General features: G+C 51.0%; 11 protein-coding genes and 1 tRNA gene. 2 read left to right on the top strand and 10 right to left on the bottom strand.

The window, feature by feature from the left end; all coding sequences use genetic code 11:
* Positions 1 to 289: 289 nt before the first annotated feature.
* The 9 genes from SH467x_RS19615 to SH467x_RS19655 form a co-directional block, all read right to left on the bottom strand.
* Positions 290 to 2,368: an FAD-dependent oxidoreductase gene (locus SH467x_RS19615; protein ID WP_482368785.1), complete on the bottom strand. Its 2,079-nt coding sequence runs from the start codon at positions 2,366 to 2,368 to the stop codon at positions 290 to 292.
* Positions 2,369 to 3,473: 1,105 nt separating this feature from the next.
* Positions 3,474 to 4,169, bottom strand: a complete 696-nt coding sequence (locus tag SH467x_RS19620) for a class I SAM-dependent methyltransferase (RefSeq protein WP_482368786.1) — start codon at positions 4,167 to 4,169, stop codon at positions 3,474 to 3,476.
* 813 nt (positions 4,170 to 4,982) lie between these two features.
* Complete coding sequence (locus SH467x_RS19625; protein ID WP_482368787.1) at positions 4,983 to 5,903, bottom strand: DUF1559 family PulG-like putative transporter; 921 nt, start codon at positions 5,901 to 5,903, stop codon at positions 4,983 to 4,985.
* A 225-nt stretch (positions 5,904 to 6,128) separates the two neighbouring features.
* A complete protein-coding gene (locus SH467x_RS19630) occupies positions 6,129 to 6,707 on the bottom strand; it encodes a cysteine peptidase family C39 domain-containing protein (protein ID WP_482368788.1) in 579 nt (192 codons plus the stop codon).
* The gene (locus tag SH467x_RS19635; RefSeq protein WP_482368789.1) at positions 6,704 to 7,603 is read right to left on the bottom strand and encodes a hypothetical protein; all 900 of its coding nucleotides are present in this window, start codon (positions 7,601 to 7,603) and stop codon (positions 6,704 to 6,706) included. Before SH467x_RS19635 ends, SH467x_RS19630 begins: the two co-directional genes overlap by 4 nt.
* A gap of 396 nt (positions 7,604 to 7,999) precedes the next feature.
* Positions 8,000 to 8,968, bottom strand: a complete 969-nt coding sequence (locus SH467x_RS19640) for a hypothetical protein (RefSeq protein WP_482368790.1) — start codon at positions 8,966 to 8,968, stop codon at positions 8,000 to 8,002.
* Positions 8,969 to 9,741: 773 nt separating this feature from the next.
* Entirely contained in the window at positions 9,742 to 11,622 is a 1,881-nt protein-coding gene (locus SH467x_RS19645; protein WP_482368791.1) for a putative bifunctional diguanylate cyclase/phosphodiesterase, read from the bottom strand.
* Positions 11,623 to 11,631: 9 nt separating this feature from the next.
* Positions 11,632 to 13,575, bottom strand: a complete 1,944-nt coding sequence (locus tag SH467x_RS19650) for a PAS domain-containing protein (protein WP_482368792.1) — start codon at positions 13,573 to 13,575, stop codon at positions 11,632 to 11,634.
* 89 nt (positions 13,576 to 13,664) lie between these two features.
* Positions 13,665 to 13,886, bottom strand: coding sequence for a hypothetical protein (locus tag SH467x_RS19655; RefSeq protein WP_482368793.1), 222 nt, complete (start codon positions 13,884 to 13,886; stop codon positions 13,665 to 13,667).
* 2,248 nt (positions 13,887 to 16,134) lie between these two features.
* Here SH467x_RS19655 and SH467x_RS19660 point away from each other — a divergent pair.
* Positions 16,135 to 16,896: a DUF1559 family PulG-like putative transporter gene (locus SH467x_RS19660; protein WP_482371401.1), complete on the top strand. Its 762-nt coding sequence runs from the start codon at positions 16,135 to 16,137 to the stop codon at positions 16,894 to 16,896.
* 35 nt (positions 16,897 to 16,931) lie between these two features.
* A complete protein-coding gene (locus SH467x_RS19665; RefSeq protein ID WP_482368794.1) occupies positions 16,932 to 17,339 on the top strand; it encodes a hypothetical protein in 408 nt (135 codons plus the stop codon).
* Between the two features lie 1,256 nt (positions 17,340 to 18,595).
* Here SH467x_RS19665 and SH467x_RS19670 read toward each other — a convergent pair.
* A tRNA-Met gene (locus SH467x_RS19670) sits at positions 18,596 to 18,669 on the bottom strand.
* Between the last annotated feature and the right edge of the window lie 146 nt (positions 18,670 to 18,815).

The raw sequence follows: 18,815 nt of genomic DNA on the forward strand, positions 1-18,815 counted from the left end.
TAGGGTGGGAGAGAACGAGGGAATCGAATGGATCAAAGTCCGTTTGGGTCTAACATCGGATCATTGATCGGAGGCCGTCATCCTCCATCCTCCCCTCTCTCTTCATCCACTGCTTCCCTCTTTGCGAGCGTTGCGCCGTTGCGAGAAACTTCCTGGTTCTGAACTGGTAGGAAGTTGCGCGCTACGGCGCAAAGGCGCCAAGGATTAAGGTGGGAGAGAAAGTGCGACCTTCACAGAGTCAGTTCCAATCTGCATTGAGCCGGTTCTACACCCTGTATGCACGCATGATTTAGTTGACCGGAATCAACTGCAATGCGTCGAGGATGACAAATCCGGTAGTACCCGTGCAACGGATCGAAATCGTCGTTTCCGCATCGCTCTTTAAATGCACGGTACCCAAGGGAGCCACCAACTGGCCCGCTGGTAGCCGACGTGTTTGATCAACTTGGAATTCGACTCGATGGGTACCGCTTTCGATGGTTACTGGAACGTTGCGAGCGCGAGTAGGGTGAGGCGAGTACGCCATTAGCAATTGGTAATCACCCGTTCTCGGAACTCGTAATCGGAAAATTGCTGTGGCGGGGTTCGCATCGTTTGCTGGAGAGTCCGCGCTGCCACTGAAAATGTATCCCTTGTGCACATAGGGTTTGAAATTCGTTGAGTGTGACCAATCGCCCGTAAGTGTCGCCTGCGAATCATCGAGCACGATTCCCAAAAGATCGCTTGCACCGATGGACTCTCCTTTGGGTGCTGAATCAGAGTCTTTAGGCAAGGAAAGGACTTGATTTTGTCCCAGCAATCGCTTGCGGAGCTTCGCGTATTCCACTCTCTGCACAGTCGACCCCTGCTTGGCCGCCAACGCAGCTGCCACCCCAGCTCCTTGTCCGATCACCATCCAAGCGCCTTCGATCCGCAAAGAAGAAATTCCCACGTGCGTGCAAGACAATGCGACCGGAACCAGCAGATTGCTGCACTGATCCGGTTTCGGCAATATGGAGCGATAAGGAACGTGGTAGGCGTATCCTTGCCCAGGAACCCTTCTTACAGGAAAGATCGTACCCTCGTTGAGGACACCTCCCCCATCGAGCGCGATACGCTGGCAGTCGTGGGAGTCGATGGGGAACGAAGAAACCGCGATGGGATCTTCCTTCTCGGGAGAATCAAGTATGTCTTTTTGGCTGATAACATACACTCCCTTCATACGACGCGATTCTCGAACATAAAGAGCCGGCGAAAAGTGACCATATTCCGCGAACTCATCTTTGCACAGGCCGAGCCCTACGAATCGGTTTCGGATCGACGCGGGGACCGCAGGATCCTCGGTTAGAAAGTGGATGAACTCCAACGTGTACTGTTTGTGTTCTTCCCAGATCTTCTTTCGGCCGGCTTCATCCGCCGTATGCCAATCGTCCCCGCCGCCGATCAATCCGATCGAAAACTGCCCTCCGATCGAGTTATTGCCGTCGAGCTTTTCGCCCGGTAACGCATACAAATCAAAACCTACACGCTTCTCGCCCGCCTGGAGGGCGCGGCGCACAATTTCGAATCGAGCCGGATCGTAATGCGCCGGTTTGGGGATGGGAACAAAGTTGTTTGGGTTTTTAGTAAGGCACAATCGGAAACTGTAAGTCATCACATGACGGTCCCCCAAGGATTCGTCGGTTGAATTCTTAGCGGTGATCAAGGGCAATAGATTCCCTTCCGTGTCGAATCCATCGATCTCCATTTTCTTCTTCGGATATTGCTTGCCAGCGAAGGACTCACCGTATTCGTCGCGGCCCTCGCGACCGATCGTCCAGTCAACGCCGGCGGCAGCCATCAAGTCCCCTTCGTAGGTACCATCGACAAACACTTTGGCCGTGAAAGTCCCATCTTTTGTTTCAACGGCTGTGATTTGCGATCCAACTTTCGTAACCCTCTTCAAATAGCGCTTCGTCTTTACCTTGACGCCTGCTTCGTCGAGCATCTGCAAGGTGACTCGCTTGGCGACATGCGGTTCGAAAGTCCAGAGCGACTGATCCTTTAGTTCAGGGTTGTAGGGGACTGGATGTCCCCGATCGGTGTAATCCTTCACAATGCGAGTGTGCCATTCGTGAAATAGCCCCATCAATGTACTGCGAACCATTTGGTTCGAATCGCAATGGCTCAAGCCTCCGGTACTCATGGCACCCACATGGTCCGTTGGTTCAAGCAGGATGACGGTTGCCCCTTCGCGTGCGGCGGCAATCGCTGCACAAACACCACCCGGCGTCGCACCGTAAACAATCACATCCGCGTCGTCCTGAGCCCTACCCATCTGAGAGAGGATCGTAAACCACGCGACTGCCATCCAGCAATTGCGGCCCAAGCTCTTCCATGGTAACTGCATCGTCTATCAAGCCCTTTCGCGATCAACATCCACGACCAACCCTGACCGTCGATCGAATGTCCGCACCGTAAAACGTGAATTGTAGCCTCAATCGACACGGGATTGTCGGCAAGCCGTTTCTTTTGGTCCCGATGGGTGATGGAGGATCGATAATGGCTTGGCAATGCAGTGATGTCCGATTTGGTCGGTTCAGGCGATGTTTCTCTTTCGAGGGCCCTTCCTAACGCCAAGCCCTCGCAACGCCAAGATAAAACTCAGGATCGCCAGAATCCCTGAGATGGCAGAGTAACCCGTCGGAGGATAATAAAGGACCATCTCGGAGGTATCACTACCATAAAGAGAGAATCGGCTGATTGGAGGAATGGTCAGGAACATGGATGGACATGATGTGCAGGATCTTCAGAAAACATGGGTGTTATCCTGTCCATCCTGTTGATCCATGTTGGGTTATTACAAGAGTCGTGGCATAAGCCTCCGTTTTCAGTCGCCTTTTTCCTTTTCGCAGCAACCAAGTTTTGCCCTTATTCTCCACCTGGATGCGAGAGGCGAAAATATTTAGACGACCCCAAAAATGCTAGCGCAACATCTTGTAGCAGCATACCTCGGTCAAAGCGACCATTCCGATGATGAGCCGGTCACGCCCGAGTGAGAATCGGCTGATTGGAGGAACGGTCAGGAACATGGATGGACAGGATACACAGGATTTTCAGAAAACAAAGGTCTTATCCTGTTCATCCTGTTGATCCATGTTGGGTTATTACAAGAGTCGTGGCATAAGCCTCCGTTTTCAGTCGCCTTTTTCCTTTTCGCAGCAACCAAGTTTTGCCCTTGTTATCCACCTGGATGCGAGAGGCGAAAATATTTAGACGACCCCATAAATGCTATCGCAACATCTTGTAGCAGCATACCTCGGTCAAAGCGACCATTCCGATGATGAGCCGGTCACGCCCGAGAATCGGCTGATTGGAGGAACGGTCAGGAACATGGATGGACATGATGTGCAGGATCTTCAGAAAACATGGGTGTTATCCTGTCTATCCTGTTGATCCATGTTGGGTTACTACATGAACTGCATTACGTTGTTCGCGATGGGAAACGGGCATTCTCACCGTATTCCATCAAGCGGTTTCGTCGCTACGACCATGTAGCGTTTCGTTCGCGTGGATGGCAGTGCATTCGTGGACTCCATAAATCCGACGTGGTCAATTTGAAAGCCACTCTGTTCAAGCAGATAGGGGACCGTAGCTAGGGTTCTGCAAGCCGATAGAGGGAGCGTATCGACCATTCCATCCCATCTGCCAGTCCAAGCATCCCGATCGAAAAGGCCATCCATCACGACAACTTTCCCGCCAGGTCGAAGCCACCACTGCCAGTTGCGGAAAGCAGCCAATGGATCGAAGAGGCAATTCGCCAGCAGACGCGAAACTATCAAATCGAACGACTCTGCGTCGAAATGCGACTTGTCATCCTCATGATCACAGAACCCCTGAACGGTGGTAACATCGCGCAATTCAAGTTTCGACTTGAGCAATCGTGCCATCGGAACGCAGGGCTCCAGTGCCGTGATGCGCAGTCCAGCAATCCGAACCAATGCAAGACAAAGTCCGCCCGTTCCACTTCCTGCGTCGAGCGCCTTCATGTTTTGCGAAAAAGCGACGCAGCCTTTCAAGTCAGCGACGCAAGCATCGTGATCCGCGTCCGTCATGCTCGCGATCCACGAATCGTACTTGGCTGCCTCCGTGTCGTCGTATGTCGCGAGATAACGATTTCGAGATTCTTCCTGTGTACTACGGTAGTTCAACGTTGCATTCCTAATGGTTGGCGATCGGGTTCGCTCGGCACGAGTATCGGCTCCCAACGGAGTAGTCTGCGGGCGAAAATTAGGCCATTTGCGATGACCAATATACCAGCTCATGGCTTCACAAAGTGCAAGCACTCGATCGGTTGAGGAGGCTCATCGACGGACATCCCTGTGCTATTCTTGCACCTTGAAGTGTCTATCTACAGACCTCCGGCATGATCTGTATTTCTCCAAGCTCTGAAACCTCATGCTCCTCGTGACTGATCCCGCTGGCGATGGTCTGCTCCCTAAAAAGTTGGACCACCCAGGGTCAAGCACAGTATGAACCCTCATCCCCGCCTTGCTAATATGTCCTGTGACTGTGCTGATCTCCCTTGTTCTTCCCTCCGCGCCCCTCCGCGTTCTCCGCGGTTAACTCTTCTTAAGAAGATTGGTGACGCCGTCCCTTCAGAGGTTATCCATCTCACTGCTACTATTTGAATTCCGTTGTGAATCAACCGCGGAGGGCGCGGAGGATCGCGGAGTGGATACTCGCCTCCTCTCGCGTTCGCTTCCTTTCTTCGCGCCGTGGCGCCGTTGCGAGAAATTCTCCACTGACCTGGATCCGAAGAGAGTGGCGCGCCAAGGCGCCAAGCTCGCAAAGGATTGAGTTGGAAATCGGCATCGAAAATGCAATTCTGGCCCTTGGCAAAATTCAGAAATTGATCGAGTTATCAAAATCGTCATAATCGTATCGTGGCGGGGGCTATCGCACGCTTTGCTTGAACCAGTATAAAGACCGATCGATCCGTGTATAGTGAAGATGACGATGCATCAAAAATCACCAACGATGTCTCCGGAGTCGTGTGTCGCAAGGGAGCGCCAGGTGGTCATGTCAATGCTATCGGAGACAAAATGGATCGAGGCATCGAGCATCCCCACGTTGACGCCGCCGCGATGCCCGCTTCTTGCTGAAATGGAAGCACTTTGAAGCACAGAATCGCTGTTGACGCGAGTCGAGACACAGTCAACGTCCTTGGAATTGGGTGAACGGCTATGATTGTATGCAGTTTCGTATATGGATACATACCACCATGTGGGCCAAACATTCCAATAGACAAATCCTCCGTCGAACGATTCCTCGCAGTAGGTCGTCATTTCCGGAAAAGTGTCCGCCGCGTCCGTGAGCGCCAGTGAACTTGACCTCGATAACTGCTCCTCAGTTGGGATTCGCTCCGAAATCGCTGCGGTGTAGCTCAGGCCGTCACTCACACCGGATAGAAGTAAATCGGGGTGGTCATTTCTCCTGAAAATGATATTTATGACATCCTTGGGCTTTTTGAAGTCGAAACTTGTATCAACACCAAAATTTAGGCGTGTACTTTGGCGACGACTTTCGTTGGAAGGGCAGCGAAGAATTGGCGGTGGGTACGACTCACGTTCAGCCGTCTTGGGATCGACCCAAACTCTTTGTCCTCGTGACCAAAGGGGTATCCCCTGCTCGATTGCAATCAGCGCCAATGGACCAGCACTCATTTTTTCTTGCCCAGGCCAAGCGGGATTGATCTCCACACAGGACCATCTCGGGATCTTGCCTGAGTTGCGATGAATGATATCGACAAGCGACAGCATATTTTGTCGCATGGTATTCTGGCATTGAAGTCTGCGTGATGATTCACGCGCCGCGGTAATACCCATCAACACCAGACCGCCTAGCAAACAGAGGAGGGCAATGCAGACCAATAACTCCAGCATCGACAAACCGCTTCTCGAATGTCTACTCCGTGAATCCATTGGTTTCCTCCATGTGAATGCCATCCATGATGTCTCTGTTAAAACCATTCATCCTCGTCGGTACCACGCACCCCATTACAATGCCAAAGCTTGATAGAGCGACCGCTTGGGCAAAAAAGTCCTCATGGACGCGGTGTGAAGTGCAATACGAACGAAAGGATCTTTGGTGGGAAAGAACGGGGACCCTCATTTTCTTAACCTCCAGAATACCAGGGCAGAAGCAATGATAATCGCCGTGACAAGCGAAATGTACAAAGGGACCCGCGACGCGCTCTGACCTAAACGCAAGTCGATGGGTGAATCGCTGAGCACAAGCCCCTTTCCTGTCCAAAGCTTTCCGAGGCGAGCTCTCGATACATTCTTCAGATCTCCCAAAGGATCGAACAAAGAAGCCACTTGTTGGGTCAGCTTCGTGCACAAAACAAAATGTCCAGGATCGCCATCATGGGCGATATGGAGAATCGCGTAACGGTTTGCGGGTAATGTCTTGAGTTGATCACTACCGCCATTCAGCAACGCAGTAAACAGACCATTCTTTTGCGCTAGTGCATCCAGCTCCGTCAAGGAGTAGCCACCTTTCGGCGATTTTCCCAGCAGCTGTTGGAACTGTTTGAACGAGCGCGGGGTTTCCCCAGGCTTCATAACACGTAACGCAAGATAAAGACACTCGGAACCACGAGTATCAGCGAACGCCTTAGGGTTCGTGTACAAACTCAAAGCGATAACGACGATGAATGCACAAACCCGCGTGAAGAACGATGTCATTTTGCAGAAGCCTTTTCTATTATGATTCGGGTTTCTTCGCGCTTCAGCAAATGCTCTGTCCGCCCCTTCTCGCCCCCCACATAGCGATCCTTTGTTGGCCCTTTCTTGTTTAAGGAATCCTCGGTAATCTTTGTTCCGTCAGGAAGCGACAAATCATCGAGCGAAAATTTGCACGAGACATCTTTCGCATCGTGGGAGAAACTGTTGACTGTCCACGAAAGTGCAGGAAGGTAGCCCGTTACCTTTCCAGTTCGAGGGTACCAAACTCCGTCCCGATTGGCCCAGCTGTATTCTTTGGTAACAGGGAGTCCTGAGCCGCCGCCCATATGTGACTTGGAAACAAGTCCCGTCGATCTTTCAAGTTCAATGTACCGAGTTTTGAATGCGACTGGCTTCTCCGACAACGAAACCTCTGTGATCCGGACTCGCGACTGATCCGATGCAGGGCTAACCGTCTTTTGTGGAGATTCTAGGTCAATAAGATACGAAAGCTTGAGTTTTTCACTTTTTGTTTTTATGTCAAAGGAATTCCATGAGCTTGGGAATAATACTTGGTATCTCGCGCTAACTACTGGTTTAGAAGTGTTGTCGATGGTAACTAAGTGTTTAACTGGGTAGTGGTGTATTAGATTAATTCCGTCATAGATTTGCGTTCCAGTGTGATCTACACCGTGGTGGGCGATAAGCTTTTTGGAAAGCTCGCTATCTGGAGTATCCTCGAACTTGGTTTGTTTGCTTTTTATGAGCCACTTCGTGTCTCTTACCATGAGCGTGACTTCGAATTGAACATCCCCTTGCTCAACCACAGCCTCCAACTTGTACGCAGGCAACTCGGCGACCTCTCGCATCGCCTTCCCGCTCCACTTCTCATCCTCAGCAGCTTTACTTGGATGCACAGAATAGTTTGAGAGGACGAGGGATAGACAAGCGATGGCAACGCTCGAAGCGGATGAGTGGGAAATCATTGTTGTTTCGATTCTAGGTAAGGTGAATGCCGCAAGCCGCAATGACGAATTGCGACTCGGAGCGGATGAGGAAAAATTGCGATGAACCAAAATGGGGAGCTCGTTGTAATCGATGCCGCATCGTGAATCAGCACTGTCATTGCGCTGATCTCCATTCGTCTCCCCTCCGCGATCTCCGCGGTTTTCCCTTCTTAGGCAGATTGGTGATGCCCCCGTCCAGAGCTTATCAACCGTACTGCTACTGTTTGAATTCGGTGGTGATCTAACCGCGGAGGACGCCGAGGGTCGCGGAGTGGATACCGAGTAGTTGTTCACGATGCGCCTCTGCTATTGATGCAAACCAACATCGAACGACTCGAAAATACTCTGGAAATCGATTGCTCCTATGATGTTCTTGACCGTGAAAGCTTCCTCTGAGATCAATGATTTATCAGATTTATCCAATCCCGTGTAGTTTTTGAACCTAATCTCGACAACAGTCTTTCCATTTATGTTGTCTACACTTTGGCGAATCCTTGTAGGCACATATTTTCCCGGCTCGAACTCCTCCCACTTTGTGACCACGTCTTTCTGTGCTTGCCAAGTCTTAAGAGCCGTAAAAGTGTGTTTCCTTTTCCTTTGTTCTGAACCTCGGTCTTTATTAAAACGCAATTCGACGATCTCAGGGGCCCAAGGTACTTCTTTCGCAAAGACCACCCTAGCACACGACAAGTTGTCGCTGAACAAAAGCCAAGATGCGAATCTTCCATCTTCTGTCTCACCTTCGTTGACAGTCGTGTAGTCAATGAGAAACATCGGTTTTGCTTGTGGCGTTGAAGAAACAGTAGCAGAACACGTCGACAAGGTGAAAGGATCGGGCATTTCGGTTCCCCTTCGCAGTTTCCTGACGCCCGCCCTCACCTCCGATTTTTCAATCGGTAGTCTGGAACTGTGATAAAATCGGTAGGCAACAGTATCCAATATGAGACTTGATTCTCGAACTGATGATGGGCGTATTGACTCATCTTGCAACTTCAATGAAACCGCATCGAGGCGGACATTCGATCCCCTATTCCAAAAAATCTGACGTCCAAAAACTCTCCTCCCGCCAATTCCGAACGCGGGACTTTCCGTGACCGACTCAAGCGCGAATTCGTACTTTAGCCCGTCAAGTATCTCGGCCGATTGCTTGAGGAACTCTCCAATTCGCTTGTCCGATTCGTCTTCGCCGAGCCCTAAGCCGCAAAACGTAAAACACAAAATGATCGACAGGATCTTGTTCAGGAATGGTCGCACCAAGGCAATGGATCGGTACATCCTAACACACTCTTCTAAGTAATAAGACTCGCCAGTTCTAAGTAAACGTTCGACAAAAACCTGATACGGCGACGTGGATCAGAGTTGACCGTTGCTTCAAGGATCCGTCTTGGCGCACAACAATATGTTGATTCTAAACCATTGGCCCATTCGGTGCTCCAGCGTGCATCCCACGCATGAGGATAGATGAAGATCCAACCGCTGGTACCGTCTCGAAGAATACATCAACCGGTGACCAATACGTACCGGGTCCGAAGGTCGGAATGGGCAACATCGGGAGAGAATACTTACAATGGCAAGCATTGGCGTGCTCCGCAGGAAGCGAAGGCGTATCGGACGTGGATTACTTGATTCGCTGTCCTTTTTAGGGGGATTCAGAAACGCTGTCAAGAAAATTCCGCGAGGATTGCAAACCGTTAGTAAACCGTATTCCTTGATGCGAGGGCTGAGAAGATGTTTGAAAAACTTGTTGGAGTAGGCTTTGCGAGCCACCAACTTTTCGTCGCCATTCGGTTAAGCCAGACACATGTTGGCCCCAGCGTATCCCCAAGCGACGAAAATGCCTCAATGCCCCGACCACAGGCGACGAAAGGTTGAGGGGCGAATACGAGGCTCTTACGCGGAATACGCAGAGCCTTCCCTTCTCTACCTTGCGCCATGGCGCCTTTGCGAGAAATAGAACGGATCGGAGGTGCCCACAGAAAATGGGGGCAAGAATATGCCAACAGGTGAATCTGAAAGTTTACTTGCGCGCAGCAGTCAATCGGAGGGTATTAGGTGGCCGAGATCGTTACGGATCCAGGTTCGCTCAATCCCGATTGGGATTGGAAGTAAGTCTCTAAAAGACGAGAGGCTGGGATTGGCCGTCCGTAGAAGTATCCTTGTATTTGTGTAAATCCTTCTTCGACGACACGCTGCAATTGTTCTTCCGTCTCAATCCCTTCTGCGGTCGTCGATATCCCCAAGCTCTTCCCGAGACTTGCAATGGTACGAACGATCGCCATTGCGTCGGCCCGGTCGAGGTTTTGAACAAATGACCTGTCCATCTTCAGTTTATTGAATGGGAAGGTTTGCAAATAGCTGAGCGAGGAGTAACCAGTTCCAAAATCATCTAGGGCTATACGAACGCCGAGTTCTTGCAGGCAACGAAGCTGATCGACCGCACTCGATTTTTCGAGTAGAAGGACCGATTCGGTGATTTCGATTTCAAGTCTATTCGGTTCCAAGCCGGTTTCACACAGTATGCTTGCCACTGTCTCGGGTAACCGGCCACTCTGAAATTGAACGCCTGAAACATTGACTGCTACGCCGGTATCCGAGGGCCAAGTCATTGCATCCCGACAGGCTTGCCGAAAAACCCATTCCCCAATAGGCGTGATCAACTTCGTTTCCTCCGCCAACGGAATGAAGCGATCTGGAGGAATGAGGCCTAATTCAGGGTGCTGCCATCGAAGCAAAGCTTCAAACGAATTGATCCGCGTTAAATCGGGTGAGACCAAAGGTTGATAATGCAGTTGAAACTGCTCCTTTTCAACGGCCTCCCTGAGCATCAATTCCCATTGACGACGCTGATGCAATTGCTTGTCCATTCCAGACTCAAAGAATCGCGCGCAGTCTCTGCCGTCGCCTTTAGCACGATAAAGTGCGATGTCTGCGTTGCGAATCAACTCTGCGGGGTCCGTTCCATCACTCGGTGCTATCGCGATACCCAAGCTTGAACTCACCCGATAGGGACTACCCTCGAGGAAGACCGGTTCGCAGATCGCCTCTTGAAGTGAATTCACATAACTCTCCACGCATCGCTCCTTCGGCATGGAATCGAGGATGACGGCAAACTCGTCCCCTCCGTATCGTGCAACGAGACCATGCGTGCCGATCACCGAAGTAAGTCGTCGACCAATGACACGAATTAAATCGTCTCCTGCGGGGTGCCCTAACGTGTCATTGATGTATTTGAACTCGTCCAAGTCGATGATCATGACAGCGACCGACTCGTTGTTCGTTTGGCAAGAACGCAGCGACGCGGACAATCGGTCATTGAACTTCAATCGATTCGCCAATCCCGTCAATGCATCGTGTAAGGCCGTTCGCTCGAGTTCTGCGGTGCGTTCCCTTACAAGCTCTTCCAACTGCCACTGTTTGATACCGGCCTCACGAGTCGCTGCCCATTTGCAGGTCAAAGCTTCCGCCATTTGAAGGACTTCCACGTCGTCGAACGGCTTCTTCAGTATCAAAAGATTGTGCGTGCGTCCAAGAACCTGGATGGCATCTTCCCAAGAGTGATCGCTATAGGCGGTGCAAATAACGACTTGCAAATCGGGGTCAATTTCCCATAGCTTGGCAACGGTTTCGAGTCCGTCCATTCCAGGTGGCATCCGCATGTCGACAAACGCCAGGGAGAATGGATCGCTTTCTTCTAACGCGGTGCGCACCAGCTCAAGTGCCTCGTGGCCTTGATGCGCCGATGCAAATCGAAGTGCAGAACTGCTGGGCGTTGCCCCGTTTTCAAGTCCCATCGGATCATCGAGATCGAAGTCCTCGAGGTCTGGTATCTCCGTCGGTTGTTCCCGGAATACCTTCATGAAATCGTCGTGGATCGATGGATTGTCGTCGACGATCAAAACTCGATGCGAATATGTCTTTGTAGCTAACATTTGCGATTCTTACTTTGTTGTGCTGGCTTTTTGAGTTGCGTGCTTAATAGGAATCATTAGCTCGAACCTTGCCCCGTGACCCAGCCCACGACTGATCACGGAGACGTTTCCACCCAATTGAGCAGCCGCGTTGGCGCTGCTGTGAAGTCCAAATCCATGCCCATTCGATTTCGTCGTGAAGCCGTGCTGAAAGATCCTGTTCAGCTTGTCGGACTCAATGCCTTTGCCATTGTCTTCGACTGCAATCACGACCGAGTCAGCCGATTGGACCGCTTCGATAAGAATCTTGGGGCTTTCCGTTTCGTTCTCGCAAAGGGCATCTTTTGCGTTCTTGATGAGGTTGATCAAGATCTGAAGTATCTGATGCTTGTCGGAATGAATAGGAGGTACGTCTGCATCTACACGTTTTTCAATGGTAATCTTGTGGTTGAATAGCGAAGCTTTGTTAGCAGTTAATGCAGCATCGATCAAGCTTCCGATTGCAAGCTCTTGAATCAATCCGGTCGAGCTCGCCATCGATTGCTGGACCGCGATGATCTCTTTGATGTGCTCGACATTTCGAAGCAAATCTTCAAGCTCATCCCCCACCGTTTTCCGCTCGTTGCTCATGGCATCTGAAACCCGCCGTATATAGGCAGGTAGTTTGCGTCCAGTGGCATCGTCGCGAACATAGTCGACAAAGGTTGCTTCATGTTCCGCGATCAGCGCAGAAACCTGTTCAAGTTTGCTTAAAGCGCTCTTCGAAAACTGTTTGCGTATCACATTCACGGACACGTTGAGACTGTTGAGAACATTCCCGACATTGTGAAGGACACCCGTTGCAATTTCCGCCATTCCGGCTTTGCGTGAGGCATCCAGTAACTCCTGATTAAGTTTCGATTTCTCTTTCTCATGGCGAACCCGTTCCGTCGCGTCGGCTTCGATAGCGATATATCGATAGACCTGTCCGTTGGTGTCAACGATGGGGCGGACTTCGATGTCTACCCAATATGCTTGACCATCTTTTCGATAGTTTACGGTTTGAACGTTAAAACCCGATTGACGCTGTATGGCCTCGCACATCGTGCGAATGGTCCCTGCCGAGGTTTCAGGTCCATGAAGGAAATCGGATGGACGCTTTCCAAGGACTTCGGCAGAAGTGTAGCCGCTGATGCGAGTGAATCCTTCGTTGACCCATTCGATTCGAGCCTCGGCATCTAAGATGATGACAGCATTGTCCGTATACCGAGCCACGAGGGACAGCTTCTCGGTTTCTGCAGTCTGAGTGGCAAGCATCAGGTTCGCTTCGGTCAGCTCGCTTGTTCGTTGCTCCACCTTGATATCGACGGAACGCTTCGCTTCTTCGATTTCGGTCTGACGTACGCATAACTCCCAAAGCTCACTTCGCAGGCGAAAACACCCTGGAGCGAGGAAGGCCACTTCGAAAAGTACCCAAGTCGCGTGTTCCATCCAACGATATGGACTTTCGGTTACAACTCCAAAAACTGATAATGGATAGAAGATTCCGCGAACTGCATGGTCGATGGCAACGACCAGTGTTGCGCTAATTAGGATCTTCCAGTCGCGATAGATGCTCAGAATGGCCAACGAAGCAAAGATGTGAAAGTGTGTCTCGATTCGACCGCCAGATAAGTGAATGAGCAATGCAGACCAAAGCATCTGTATGATGGCAACCACGTGGCGAGTATGCGGCTCCCGGGGGTAGGCTTGCATCCACAACATTGCAAATCCCGAGAGCGACGCACCTATCGCCAACGCCGCCCAGACGTGCACATGAATCGTGCGTTCATCGCCCGTCCAAGTGAACGGGGACAAAAATGCTGCGAAGGTTATTCCAAGTACGAACTGCCCGATCATGATCCACATCATGAATCGATGGACTTGTCGACACTCGCGATCGTACCGAGATTGAAACAATTCGTTCGTTGTTAGTTGTTTCCCCGAAGGAATCATCTGCTAGTCCTCTTCGGTCGGTGATGTTATGGAGCAGCCGTAGGAGGGGCACTCAACAAATTGTCCACGGTTTCCATTGACTAGATGCATCAGGCTATCGGTACCTTTGCACGAACCTTCGTGACCACGTGACGGAGTGATTCCTCCGTTAAACCGTAGTCTTCCGCTCTCGTCGAAGAGGAGTACTTGGCCTGACGTTGTAGCACCGTACTGAATCGCAAACTTGCCATCCACATCTGGGACGATTTGGGAATTGGGAATTGCCCGTAGTCGTTGAGTTGTCTCGGATTCAATCCACGAAGGATCTTCATCGTGGGGATGGAACGCGAAAGCGACAATGTGTGCGGTCGAAGTAAAGCGGGGCACCAGTCGCTCAAGATTGCGTATGGTCGCACGCGTGCAAGGGCATCGCGGGTGATAGAAGATCGCGATGACGGAATTCGCGTCGGGAAGTTGCAAGCCAGGAAGGGGCCACTGTCGATCGACAGAGTTCGTCGTTACGTTCGGTCTGTGAGAATAGTCAGCAAGGATCGCTAGTCCGCCTATTCCAAATAGGAACAGCAAGATTAGAGAGATTCTGAGAATGAATTTTCTCATAACGGCCTGCGCGTCCGGGGATTAAAAGACCACCTACGCCCTAATGCAACAGAATCACTTCATCGGTCTCGGCGTGATCACGCGATCGAGTCGTATGAATCAACGGGAAGTGTCCGTGGTGGGCGATCGCCACAGGTTGTAATGAACGCTTTGAACGACTCTTGCACTTTGTTGGGCATCGATGATGAACACGGCCCCAATTTGATTGAGCTTTCTCGTTGTCATCGATAAGCTGAATCGGTTATATCGATTACTGACTGCAAGCTGCCAGAGAGTGCCAGTTTGGGGGCGCACCATAAAAGTAGACGGCACCAAACATACCCATCGGCGAATCGATCATGACAGCCTCGGAAATGTGTTGAACCACATTCGTTCGAGGCATAGGATTTCGCGGATAGCCGCAAGCACTTTGAGTTCGCCGTCGAGAGCAAGCAGCACCTTGACTGTCTTGCCTCTCTCGAAGGTGGAACACTTTCTGATTAGGCTAACATAACCTGATTCCAGGAGGATTCCGATGACCAAACCACATAGAAAGTTTACCTCGAAGCAGAAGGCAGCCATTTGGCATAACGAGACCGAATCTGGGGCTCATTATGGGGTGAACTTCCGCCGAATCTAAAAGGCTAAACTCTCTATCCCCGACGATCCTCCTCAGAGTTCAAACTCAATCCCTTGCGAGCTTGGCGCCGTGGCGCGCCACTCTCTTCGGATCCAGGCCAGTTAAGAATTTCTCGCTACGGCGCCACGGCGCGAAGAAGAGAACCGAATGCGAGAGGAGGCGAGCATTCAGCCAACGCGTTGGAAGGATAACATTGTCAAGTGCGTCGTTGTCCACTCCGCGCTCCTCCGCGCCCTCCGCGGTTGATTCACCACGGAATTCAAATAGTAGCGATAAGATTCATAAGCTCTAGTCGGACGGCATCACCAATCTGCGTAAGAAGAGTTCACCGCGGAGAACGCGGAGGGGCGCGGAGGGAAGACCAAGGGACATCAAAAAGATAAAAGGATAGAGTCGCGATAAGACCTGGTGAGAGGGAGGCAATGATAAAGTTCTGAATCGGATTCGATCAAGCCACACTCTCCATCCCCAAAGCTCCTCGTCCGATTTCCAACTCAATCCCTGGCGAGCTTGGCGCCGTGGCGCGCCACTCTCTTCGGATCCAGGCCAGTGAAGAGTTTCTCGCTACGGCGCCGCGGCGCGAAGAAGAGAACCGCAAGCAAGAGGGAGGCGAGCATTCAGCCAACGCGTTGGAAGGAAAACATTGTCACTAACGACTCGGTATCTACTCCGCGCCCTCCGCGGTTGATTCACCACGGATTCAAATAGTAGCAGTAAGATGGATAAGGTCTGGGAATCCAGCTCCTCCTTTTGTCGCGATGAGCTTCCGTTGCTCAGGAAAGTTGCAGATATGGCCCACAGCTGGATCTATCAGCAAAAAGAACAAACCGGCGGTGTCGCTCGCGCTCAACCGCCGGCTACAAGCTTGCTATGCCTTCGGCATTCTTTGTGCGATCATCGACAGGAGAGACTTGATCCATTGGCAAGAAGACGGGGGCAAGAAGATGCAAATGCTGCTGCTTGAACCCATTGTTCAGAAACACCTCTTCGATAGATGCCCTGGGAGCGAATGCGTAAGCATAGGCAGTTGTAACAAGTCGCTAACAAGGTTCGTAGTACTTCGAAGTCAGCGAAATGCCTCCATCTGCAAGGAACGCAATCGCAAAGTCCTGGTGAGAAAATTTCTATGGATTTCTTGACTTGCACCCTAGAAACGCCTAACCTCAACGCTCCTCTCATGATCCCTGAATTTCCCTTGGGAATGAGTCATGCCCCAAAAAGTTTCTCGCCATTGTACAGGCACACGCTCGGCGTTCACCTTGACCGAACTCGTTGTAACCATTCTGGTTGTGGGTTTGCTTCTCACGATCGTGCTCCCAGCTATTAGCTACACGCGGGAGGCGATGCGTCGGGTTGATTGCACCAATCGGTTGAGGCAGATTGGTCTAGCACTCCAGAACTACCACCAATCTCATCGAGTATTTCCAAGACTGGCTCTCCCAAACGGAAGTGGACCACTCGTCGCCATTTTGCCGTACATCGAAAGAGGGGACGTATACTCAACAATTGACTTCGATCTGGCGTATATCGATTTCAATCGCTCTCTAGTTGGATTGAAGATCGATCTTTATCGGTGCCCTTCAACGGAAGCTCAGGACCGTGCTAGGACTGACTATGTTTTTAATCGAGGTACCAGCCTTGGTTCTGTTCGAAATGGTCCTTGGATGGATGAAAGTGACGAAACTAAAAGTCAGTTCCCAAAGCTGGGAAGTTTCTCTCGTGGTTCTGCCAGAACGGCTTTGGTATCAGAAGCTTGTCCATCGACTAACACTTCAAACATCGGGGCTGTGTGGAAGATGCCGAGATCTAGTCGGGTTGATCAGGTAGGTGATGAGATCATTAATAGATGCGTTAATCTATCGACTCTAACAAAAAGCGACCTCGATAATGGCAGTACGTGGCTAGGCTTAGCAGTTGCAAACTATTACCACATTCTGAATCCATGCGATCGTTCTTGTGGGAACGGAAATCTAGTGCAGTCATCGCTTTTCACCCCCGTCAGTTTGCATTCAAAAGGCGTTAATGTGCTCTTCGCAGATGGGCATATTGAATATCAGGCGAGTACAATTGACTCCAATGTTTGGAGGGACATAGGCACTCGCTAATTATTGTTAGAGTTGTTCCTTTTAGGAGACAGTTCATGCCAAGGAATTTGATTAGAGGTCTACTGCTTTGTGGTTTGACGTTCACATTCGTTTCTCCCGCCAGCATTGGCCAGGAAGAGGAGGGAGGTGGTGGTGAGACCTCTTACGAATGGTGTATCTTGTTTCCTAACTTAGATGAAGGAGTAATGTCTTTCAACGGAGAGGTTGGAGCAAGCGGAGAAGCAGGGAGCGGTTCTGCATTCGTGTTATTGGTAAAGGACGGACCAGGAACCATCATGAGTAGCGTTGGTGGGAATAAGCAATCGAACACATGGTCTGCTACACTCGCTGAACCGCAGGGCGGTTGGCCTATTCCGCAAAACCTTTCCTTCATCGCAGGCAATGTTGAGCTGCGCGTTGGGGGGGTAGTGAAGGATACGACGCAAATTAGGCTTATTCCATAGAACTTTTCGTTTTTTGAACGCCTGTTTGGAGAAGATTATGGGGTATTGGATGTCATGTAAGAGTTTTTGCCTTCTACTATGTTTCGCATACGTCCTACTTCTCCATACAGGATGCTCAAGGGAAGTTTCAAAACCAGTAAAGGCAGTGCTTTCAATGGGAAAGCTGTCTGTCAATGGTCGATCATTCGATAGTGGGGAAGTGATTCCTCTAGATCGTGGCGTCGAGTTGACGTTCTCTGCCCGATTGAGTCCCGACAAAGTCACTGTGTTTGGCAATGGTGGCGTAGTTTACTTCGAGCGCGCAGGTTTGATTGTGAATTCGACCCACTTTCCGAGTGCGAAGCAGGGAAATGACGGAAGATACATCCGGTTCAAGATCAAACTTCCAAATGACCTTGCGCCAGGTGAATTGAAAATTAAGTTCGGTGGCAAAGGCAAGGTCGTTGCAGAAGCACTAGCACGAGTGGAATAGGTTTCGGACTTGCGTTTTTGCAGTTTGTCTTGCCTCTCTCCAAGGTGGAACTCTCCCTGATTAGGCTAGCATAACCTGATTCCAGGAGGATTCCGATGTCCAAACCACTCCGATGACCAAACCACCTAGAAAGTTTACCGCGAAGCAGAAGGCTGCCATTTGGCGTAACGAGACCGAATCCGGGACTCGCTACGGGGTGAACTTCAGCCGAGTCTAAAAGGCTAAACTCTCCATCCCCAACGATCCTCGTCCGATTTCCAACTCAATCCCTGGCGAGCTTGGCGCCGTGGCGCGCCACTCTCTTCGGATCCAGGCTAGTGAAGAATTTCTCGCTACGGCGCCACGGCGCGAAGAAGAGAACCGAACGAGAGAGGAGGCGAGTATCTACTCCGCGATCCTCCGCGCCCTCCGCGGTTGATTCACCACGAATTCAAATGGTAGCAGTGAGATGGATAAGGTCTGGGAATCCATCTCCTCCTTTTGTCGTGATGAGCTTCCGTTGCTGAGGAAAGTTGCAGATATGGCCCACAGCTGGATCTATCAGCAAAAAGAACGAACCGCCGGCTATAATCTGCTATGCCTCCGGCATTCTCTGTGGGATCAACGCGTAGATAGACTGGATCCATTTGCACCACACCTTGCCCGGTGCGGTGCCTAGAAAGGGCCGGGGCACGCGTTCCAGCCGGGGGTTCTCAGTAACCACTGAAAACTGCTGAGGATGAAAGAATGCTCTCGGCAACCGAAAGGTTTCGTTTTATCAACGAATTGCTTGGGATTTCGTAAGTAGCGATGAGTGGACTCGAACCACCGACACACGGCTTATGAAGCCGTTGCTCTAACCGACTGAGCTACATCGCCATTCTCCATGCGACGAACGATTCCCTACTCCTCAGGCTGGGGGCTTGCTGATTTGCCAGGGACCGTTGGACGCTGTGCCCAGAAATGTAACGGCTACCCTGCTAGTTGCCAAGGGTGTCGATTCGCTACTCGAAAAAAGTTCCAGT

Origin of the sequence: Brakhagea slesvicensis (genome assembly GCF_052161625.1) — a bacterium.
Taxonomy (GTDB): Bacteria; Planctomycetota; Planctomycetia; order Pirellulales; family Pirellulaceae; genus JBKCUI01.

What these genes read in the sequence shown, in the direction of transcription:
- SH467x_RS19615 (WP_482368785.1), bottom strand. Translation starts at nt 2,368, where the DNA reads ATGCAGTTACCATGGAAGAGCTTGGGCCGCAATTGCTGGATGGCAGTC.
- SH467x_RS19625 (WP_482368787.1), bottom strand. Translation starts at nt 5,903, where the DNA reads ATGCTGGAGTTATTGGTCTGCATTGCCCTCCTCTGTTTGCTAGGCGGT.
- SH467x_RS19630 (WP_482368788.1), bottom strand. Translation starts at nt 6,707, where the DNA reads ATGACATCGTTCTTCACGCGGGTTTGTGCATTCATCGTCGTTATCGCT.
- SH467x_RS19640 (WP_482368790.1), bottom strand. Translation starts at nt 8,968, where the DNA reads ATGTACCGATCCATTGCCTTGGTGCGACCATTCCTGAACAAGATCCTG.
- SH467x_RS19645 (WP_482368791.1), bottom strand. Translation starts at nt 11,622, where the DNA reads ATGTTAGCTACAAAGACATATTCGCATCGAGTTTTGATCGTCGACGAC.
- SH467x_RS19650 (WP_482368792.1), bottom strand. Translation starts at nt 13,575, where the DNA reads ATGATTCCTTCGGGGAAACAACTAACAACGAACGAATTGTTTCAATCT.
- SH467x_RS19655 (WP_482368793.1), bottom strand. Translation starts at nt 13,886, where the DNA reads ATGAAGATCCTTCGTGGATTGAATCCGAGACAACTCAACGACTACGGG.
- SH467x_RS19660 (WP_482371401.1), top strand. Translation starts at nt 16,135, where the DNA reads ATGCGTCGGGTTGATTGCACCAATCGGTTGAGGCAGATTGGTCTAGCA.
- SH467x_RS19665 (WP_482368794.1), top strand. Translation starts at nt 16,932, where the DNA reads ATGCCAAGGAATTTGATTAGAGGTCTACTGCTTTGTGGTTTGACGTTC.